The following is a 6,934-nucleotide window of genomic DNA, read 5'->3' on the forward strand; positions in this document are numbered from 1 at the left end:
CATTTCGTGGACATGACAACGATCCCTTTATCTGAAATCCGGCTTTAATTATCCCAGTCTGCGTAGTTCTCATCATATAGGCTTATGGCGTCTTCCACATAGTTCCTGATCCACTCTTCGCCCGTTATTTCATCCGAGCTGTGCCAGACTGCCACGATCTCGCCTTCAGAATCGGGAGCCAGGGTCAATATGACGGTCAGAGGAACGAACATGTCGAGGCCGCCATTGGGATCATAGGCCTGCAGGGCTTCACCAGACCTGACATCACTGCCATCGGCACCCAACTCGAAGATCGTGATCTCTCCGCTGAATTCGTCGATTATCTTCTGCACGGCCTCGGTCTGTGGTACACAATAATCACATTCTTTATGCACATAGATCAGCACAGGCTTGCTCTCCAGAGCGTCCAATACCCAATCAGGATGGCTGACATCGCCGCCTGCACCCGTAGACTGATCGGGATATTCTTTCCACCAGTCATCGCTTTCCGATCCTAAGGAGTATTCAGCTCCCGCTGCATTGAAGCCAAAAGCGATAAGAATTAATGCAATTAATGAGGCAATGCCATATTTTCTCGATACAATATCCATGGTACACTCTCCTTTTCCCCACTCATTCCCATGCCGATCCAACTATCACATCGACATCTTGCTGTTGGTATGAGGAGCTAATCTCAGCACATCGACATTATTGGATATAAGACTTTCGTCAATTCGATCTATATAGGCATACCTGAGGAAAACATTTGCTTTGAGATCATGCATAGTATTATATTTAAAATGAATTATGAATCAATGGTTGTTAAATAAGATTTGCAGACAGCAGGAATACATATATCAATTTCATTATATATACTTATCGTCAGATGTCGTACCTGCTCTTCATCGCCTGACTGGAAACTCTTATATATCGAGATTGCTGGATATGGTGTTGTATTGCTTATTTGAGGTCACTATGGAATGCGAAATATGCAATAGAAGCGGGAAATCCTTTTTCCTGGTTACACATAAAGAAAGGGGAAGAATCAGGATCTGCGGCGATTGCTTGCAGAAAGAGAGAGACAATCTCCTTGCTCAAAAAAGCTGCACATGCTGCTGAGGTGAGAGGAGACTCATGTCATGCATATCCAAAGAGGCCGTCGATAGGATGACCAGGCTCATCGGCGATCGCGATAAGGCAGAGTGCAAGGTGAACAGGCTGCGCTCCCTGACCATAGATCTGGATGAAGAGGAGCTCAAGACCGAATCTGAGATCTTTCAGGCCATGGCCGATCCCTGCCGCCTCAAGATTCTCTCTCTTCTGCGGGAGGGGGAGCTATGCGCCTGCGAGATCATGATCGGCGTTGACCGACCCCAATCCAGCACTTCTCATCATCTCTCCATCCTCAAGAATGCCGGTCTGATCAAAGAGCGCAAAGACGGAAGATGGTCCAGATACAGGCTCTCAGAAGGGGCAGTGATTGAGATGCTCAATCTGGTAAACATATTGATTGAATCTAAAGACCGAAGAGGCAACTCCAATGACAAAAAATGATTTTACTATTCCAGCAATTCTCATGATTTCTTTGTTAACACTAGCTCCCCTGGCCAATGCCGGCTGCTGCAGTGAAGGCACCTGGGATCCCAGCGGATTTCTAAACTCCGATGCTGGCACAGGCATGCCCAGTCAGCCCATCCAGTCCGCACAGGCAGAAGGATCGCAAGAAAGCGCTGCAGTAAGCTCCAGCAGCCCTCAAAATCCGCCCGATAGGCTGGCATCATACCCCAATGGCATTATCATGAAGCTCATGAAGAGCGTCTCCAGCTCTGATGTGATAATAGATGCATCTAACGGAGATGGCTATGCCGCATCTCATATCAAGAACGCTATTCACATCCCCAGCAAGGACTTTCTGGACAGCAATGGCAATCTCAAGGGCGATGAAGAGCTGTCCAGGCTCCTGGGTGAGGCAGGCCTCTCGAAAGAGGACTCCGTGGTTGTATATGGAAGTGCAGAACGCTCTGGCGAGGCGCAGTTAGCATTCCTGGTCCTGAGACATCTGGGACAGGATGATGTGAGGCTATTGGAGGGAAGCCTGGATGACTGGAAGGCTGCAGGCCTGCCGGTTGAGGCCCAGAAGACGGTAATTCCAGCTGCTGAATATAATCCCTCCGTAAGGCCTGGCGTGATAGCAGAATACGATTATGTTAAGTCCGGCCAGGCTCGGATCGTGGACGTCCGGCCTTTTGTGGACTTTGGAAAAGGCCGCATACCCGGCTCCACAGCCCTGGACCCGGCCAATGTGATAAAAGGAGATAAAATCAAGAACGGTGGCGATCTAGGAACCGTCTTCAGCCGGCTGGATAAGGATATGCCTATTGTGGTCTATTCCGATGACTACAGCCAATCTGCTCTGGTGGCATATTCTCTGCAGCTCATGGATTACGAGGCTGCCGTCTACTCCTGGGGAGACTGGCAGTCGCATGAGGGCAAGGGAGATGATTCTGATTCTAAGTACGTAAAGCTCGGCAGGACATAATTGCATTTTTAAGGGGGATGGTGGAGCGATATGTCAAGTGGATCAAGTGGGTCAAATGGGGTGAGCAAGGGGCTGGATTTTCTCTCTCGCTACCTTACCATCTGGATATTCGTGGCCATGATCCTGGGAATCGCCCTTGGCTATTATGCTCCCGGGATAACCCGTTTCATCCTCAGCCTGCAGATCGGCACGACCTCAATTCCCATCGCCATCGGCCTGATACTGATGATGTATCCGCCACTGGCCAAGGTCAAGTACGAGGAGCTGGGACAGGTCTTTACAGATCGAAAGGTTCTGGGCCTCTCCCTGGTTCAGAACTGGATCGTGGGCCCCATTCTGATGTTCGCCCTGGCAGTGATCTTCCTGCGGGACTCGCCTCATCTCATGTATGGCATAATCCTCATCGGCCTTGCCCGCTGCATCGCCATGGTCATCGTCTGGAACGAGCTGGCCTGCGGCTGCACCGAGTACTGCGCCGCCCTGGTGGGACTAAACTCCATCTTTCAGGTGTTCTTCTACTCCATCTATGCATACATCTTCATCACCGTCCTGCCGGCAGCTTTGGGAATTGCAGCGGGCACGGCAGTTGATGTTACCATATCCCAGATCGCTGAAAGCGTATTCATATACCTGGGAATTCCCTTCTTGGCAGGGATAGTCACCAGGTTCAGCCTTATCCAGGCGCGGGGAAAGAGCTGGTATGAGAGGGATTTCCTGCCCAGGATATCGCCTTTAACCCTAGTCGCCCTGCTCTTCACCATAGTCGTCATGTTCTCTCTTAAGGGGGACTACATCGTGCAGCTCCCCCTGGATGTGGTGCGGGTGGCCATACCTTTGGCCATTTACTTCCTGCTGATGTTCTCAGTCAGCTTCTTTATGTCCTACAAGCTGGGCGTGAGCTACGAGAACACTGCAGCACTCTCATTTACTGCGGCCAGCAACAACTTCGAGCTGGCCATCGCCGTTGCCGTGGGCGTCTTTGGCATCGTCTCCCAGGAGGCTTTTGCTGCGGTTATCGGCCCCTTGATCGAGGTGCCGGTCCTGATCGCCCTGGTGAACGTGGCCTTGAAGCTGAGGGACAGGTACTATCCTTCCGCCCCGGAGAAGATATTCTGTGAAAGCCCTTTGAAGTCCGAAGACTAAAGATGCGACATATGGATGCGATATGAAGATGTGATGAAAAATGACTGGATCGCCTGCTGAGGTAAAGCTCGTGAGCAATGCCATGGCCAATGCTACGAGAAGAAAGATCATGGCCATGCTGGTGGAAAAGGAGAGGACAAAAGAAGAGATAGAGCAGGCAGTGGGAGGTACCATGCTCGACTACCACCTGCAAATGCTCAAGCAAGCCGGCCTGGCTGACACGAGAGGTGACAGGGTCCTCATCACGGATTTCGGAAAGAACTTCATGGAGACCAAATCCGAGAAGCCGGCAGAAACGAAAAAAGACCTGGCTGGCACAAGACCCCTGCAGGTCGTCGATCTGCGTCAGCTACTGCCCTGCATCGCCGACAGCAGCAAGTTCAGGATAATCGCCCGCTTCGAGCCACCGCTGGAAGGAGCGCTAAAACTGTTGGAGCCCCTCTTCCCCCGGGCCAGGTACTCCGATCGGATCGGCGCTCTGATCATTCAGAGAGGTAACATTCTGATCACCATCTATTCCACCGGCAGCGTGACCATGACCATGATCAAGAGCGAGGCAGAGGCCAGGGAGGTTTTGGAGGACCTGAAAAAGACCATCAATGAGGCTATTGCTAAGGGAGTCACTCCAGTTCCGCGGGAGAAGGTCAAAGTGGACCATGCTGAGATCTACCAGTACCTTCCCCGCACCGACTGCCAGATCTGCGGCGAGCAGAGCTGCTATGCCTTTGCCATCAAGCTGGTGGGCAGGGAGACCGAGATTGATAAATGCACGCCGCTCCTCGAGCCCAGGTATGCCACCAATCTCGAGCACATCAGGACTCTGCTGGAGTACCTTTGAAGATGCCATGCAGGTGAGCAGTTGAAGACCCTGACCATCATACTCACAGACGGGCCTTATATCTCCCAGTATGCAGATATGGCCTATAAGATCGCCTCCCGGGCGCTCAATGTGTTCCAGGTGAACATATTCCTCTACCTGGATGCAGTCCATATTCCAAAGAGCGGCCAGAATCCCTCAAATTTTAAAATTACTGGCAAGCTCTTCCAGGAACTGGCGGATAGAGGAGCTGTGGTCAGGGCCTGCGCTAGATGCGCTGCTGCCAGAGGCTATCGGGCAGAGGAAGACGGAACATGCCCGGATTACCTGCAGGGGATAAAGATCACCAGCCTCTATGACCTGGCAGAGATGCTGGAGAAGAGCGACCGGGTGATTGCACTGTGAGATCGATCTTCATGAGATCATAAGTCGTGAGGTTAGCTATTCATGCGATCGATCTTCTATCTTCTCGACAGCGCTCCCTACGGAAGCGAAAAGGCTTATGGCGTTCTCAATGCGGCAGCGGTGAGCATCAAGATGGATGTAAATCTGGGCCTGTACGCCGATGGGGTATATCTTGCCCTTGCCGGCCAGGACACCAGCCTTCTTGATGTGCCAAACCTCTCCGATATCCTCTATGCCTACCCCGAGCTGCGGGTCATGGCACATGAGCCCTCCCTGACGGAGAGGGGCCTCTTGAGCCGCGGGCTGGTGGAGAGGGTGGAGCTTGTGGATGAGGAGGATTTTATGAAGCAGGCCCTTGCTGCCGACGGTCTGATTGCACTATAAAGGTTGAATTATGGCAAATAGAGATATCTTCCTTTTGACCAAGCCGCCCCAGAGTGAACGGGCAGAGCTGTGCCTGCGCCTGATGGAGCACGGCGATGATCCAGTTCTCTATCTGGCGGGAGACGGTGTCTACAATCTTCTGGATGAAGCCCTCATGGAAAAATGGCCTGGAAAGGTTATGGCCTGCAAAGAGGACCTGGATGCGAGAGGTGTGCAGGCGGGAGAAGGGGTGAGGGTGCCTGAGGACTTCTACCAGCTGCTGGTGGAGGAGATGGTCGCAGAGGGCAGTCGGATTTATTCTTTCTAAGGAATTCGGATGTGATTAAAATATCAATGGATGGGGTTTTGGCAAGGAAGAACGGCAAGAAGGATTGCTACTACGAGTGGACCGTGGGATTTTGCCAGGTCAAGGTCGGAAAGTGCTCTATGGAAGTGAAAGGATTGGACGAATTATTTCATGATTACTTCGAGAAGGGAATGACGGCAGAGGAGATTGAGGGCCGTGAAATGATCAGGGAGGTAAGAAGGCAGAATTTCATTCCCGAGGATATCGAGGATCTTTATGAAGAGGCCCTCATAAAGGAGTACGAGAGATATTTTGAATCCAGGAAGAAATAAAGAAGATGGTTCGAGAGCATTTGACCGGCCAAAGAGATATGGCAGATTCCTATCCCCGCAGCTTCGTAAGACGGGGCAAATGCCTGGAGATGAGGTTTCTTGCTGAGTGCTCACTCTCAGACCTGGCCGCCCTGCAGTCTCTGGTAGTCAGCACCCTGCACGAGATTGAAATCTTCATGCCTCACGATGAGGAGTACCTCAGCCGGATATTCCAGACGGAACTTTCCGTCCTGGGGGTCCTGGCAGAGGAAAAGCTTGCCGCCTATAGCATAATTCGCTATCCAGGGATGGAGAAAGATAACCTGGGCCGGGATTTGAACCTGGCTGAAGAGGATCTGAAAAAACTCGCCCACCTCCAGGCCATCGCCGTCCACCCTCATTTCAGGGGATGCGGCCTGCAGCGGGAATTGGCCGCAGCCCACCTGCAGGTGCTGGAAAGCTCTGGGTATGAGCACATCTGCTGCACCGTATCCCCGAAAAATCCGGTCAGCCTGAATAACCTCCTCTCCTGCGGGTTCAGGGTCAGGGCACTGAATCCCAAGTTTGCCGGCTGGTGGAGATACATCCTCTATAAGAATGTAAACTGGCCGATGACCGGTACAGGTATGGCTGCCACCGGAGATGAAACCGCAATCACTTGCTTGAATATCGAGTGCCAGAGGGAGCTCATCCAGAGGGGCTACGAGGGATATCGAGTGGAATGGAAAGGGGAAAAATCTGAGATATTCTACAGAAAGAGAAGCACCTCCTCGATGGACAGCTCATCCCCCTTCATTCCATAGCCATTCCCACCAGGTCCACCAGGTCGATCACCTTCTCTCCTCCTCCCCCATCCCTTAGATTCCTGATGCACAGCGGGCAGGAGGTGACAATATAATCCACATCATCCGGCACATCCTCCAGCCTCCTCCTGGCCATCTGCAGAGATAGATCTTTATATCCCGCTCGCACCCCACCCCCTCCACCGCAGCATCGGGCAGCATTCCGGCTTGCTTTCATCTCTACCAGGCGGCAGATGGCCCTTATGACCTGGCGCGGCTGCTCGTAGA

General features: G+C 52.1%; 11 protein-coding genes. 9 read left to right on the top strand and 2 right to left on the bottom strand.

The features are described from left to right. Positions 1–44 precede the first annotated feature (44 nt). Positions 45–590: a hypothetical protein gene (locus BP822_RS05525; protein WP_013720378.1), complete on the bottom strand. Its 546-nt coding sequence runs from the start codon at positions 588–590 to the stop codon at positions 45–47. Positions 591–1,113: 523 nt separating this feature from the next. Here BP822_RS05525 and BP822_RS05530 point away from each other — a divergent pair. Genes BP822_RS05530 through BP822_RS05570 form a run of 9 tightly spaced genes read left to right on the top strand, consistent with a single transcriptional unit; the run spans position 1,114 to position 6,667 of the window. Next, positions 1,114–1,533, top strand: coding sequence for an ArsR/SmtB family transcription factor (locus BP822_RS05530; protein WP_013720379.1), 420 nt, complete (start codon positions 1,114–1,116; stop codon positions 1,531–1,533). 31 nt (positions 1,534–1,564) lie between these two features. After that, entirely contained in the window at positions 1,565–2,518 is a 954-nt protein-coding gene (locus tag BP822_RS05535; protein WP_273271660.1) for a sulfurtransferase, read from the top strand. Positions 2,519–2,548: 30 nt separating this feature from the next. Beyond that, positions 2,549–3,661, top strand: coding sequence for an ACR3 family arsenite efflux transporter (gene arsB, locus BP822_RS05540; protein WP_286877912.1), 1,113 nt, complete (start codon positions 2,549–2,551; stop codon positions 3,659–3,661). A 40-nt stretch (positions 3,662–3,701) separates the two neighbouring features. Beyond that, positions 3,702–4,499 carry a (Fe-S)-binding protein gene (locus tag BP822_RS05545; protein ID WP_286877913.1) on the top strand — a complete coding sequence of 266 codons (798 nt, stop codon included), beginning with the start codon at positions 3,702–3,704 and terminating at the stop codon, positions 4,497–4,499. Between the two features lie 21 nt (positions 4,500–4,520). Continuing rightward, a complete protein-coding gene (locus tag BP822_RS05550) occupies positions 4,521–4,883 on the top strand; it encodes a DsrE/DsrF/TusD sulfur relay family protein (protein ID WP_273271640.1) in 363 nt (120 codons plus the stop codon). Positions 4,884–4,925: 42 nt separating this feature from the next. After that, positions 4,926–5,267 carry a DsrE family protein gene (locus BP822_RS05555; RefSeq protein ID WP_013720384.1) on the top strand — a complete coding sequence of 114 codons (342 nt, stop codon included), beginning with the start codon at positions 4,926–4,928 and terminating at the stop codon, positions 5,265–5,267. A gap of 10 nt (positions 5,268–5,277) precedes the next feature. Further along, complete coding sequence (locus tag BP822_RS05560) at positions 5,278–5,574, top strand: DsrH/TusB family sulfur relay protein (RefSeq protein ID WP_013720385.1); 297 nt, start codon at positions 5,278–5,280, stop codon at positions 5,572–5,574. A gap of 11 nt (positions 5,575–5,585) precedes the next feature. Further along, positions 5,586–5,885 carry a hypothetical protein gene (locus BP822_RS05565; RefSeq protein ID WP_013720386.1) on the top strand — a complete coding sequence of 100 codons (300 nt, stop codon included), beginning with the start codon at positions 5,586–5,588 and terminating at the stop codon, positions 5,883–5,885. A gap of 5 nt (positions 5,886–5,890) precedes the next feature. Further along, a complete protein-coding gene (locus tag BP822_RS05570) occupies positions 5,891–6,667 on the top strand; it encodes a GNAT family N-acetyltransferase (protein ID WP_013720387.1) in 777 nt (258 codons plus the stop codon). Here the strand turns inward: BP822_RS05570 and BP822_RS05575 are convergent. Continuing rightward, positions 6,657–6,934, bottom strand: a 278-nt coding sequence (locus BP822_RS05575) for a heterodisulfide reductase-related iron-sulfur binding cluster (protein ID WP_286877914.1), incomplete at its 5' end; no start/stop codon positions are given. The genes BP822_RS05570 and BP822_RS05575 overlap by 11 nt on opposite strands.

Origin of the sequence: Methanosaeta sp. UBA458 (assembly GCF_002496085.1) — an archaeon.
GTDB lineage: Archaea > Halobacteriota > Methanosarcinia > Methanotrichales > Methanotrichaceae > Methanothrix > Methanothrix soehngenii.

Coding starts and splice junctions, on each gene's coding strand:
- BP822_RS05525 (WP_013720378.1), bottom strand. CDS start 590: ATGGATATTGTATCGAGAAAATATGGCATTGCCTCATTAATTGCATTA.
- BP822_RS05530 (WP_013720379.1), top strand. CDS start 1,114: ATGTCATGCATATCCAAAGAGGCCGTCGATAGGATGACCAGGCTCATC.
- arsB (WP_286877912.1), top strand. CDS start 2,549: ATGTCAAGTGGATCAAGTGGGTCAAATGGGGTGAGCAAGGGGCTGGAT.
- BP822_RS05545 (WP_286877913.1), top strand. CDS start 3,702: ATGACTGGATCGCCTGCTGAGGTAAAGCTCGTGAGCAATGCCATGGCC.
- BP822_RS05555 (WP_013720384.1), top strand. CDS start 4,926: ATGCGATCGATCTTCTATCTTCTCGACAGCGCTCCCTACGGAAGCGAA.
- BP822_RS05560 (WP_013720385.1), top strand. CDS start 5,278: ATGGCAAATAGAGATATCTTCCTTTTGACCAAGCCGCCCCAGAGTGAA.
- BP822_RS05570 (WP_013720387.1), top strand. CDS start 5,891: ATGGTTCGAGAGCATTTGACCGGCCAAAGAGATATGGCAGATTCCTAT.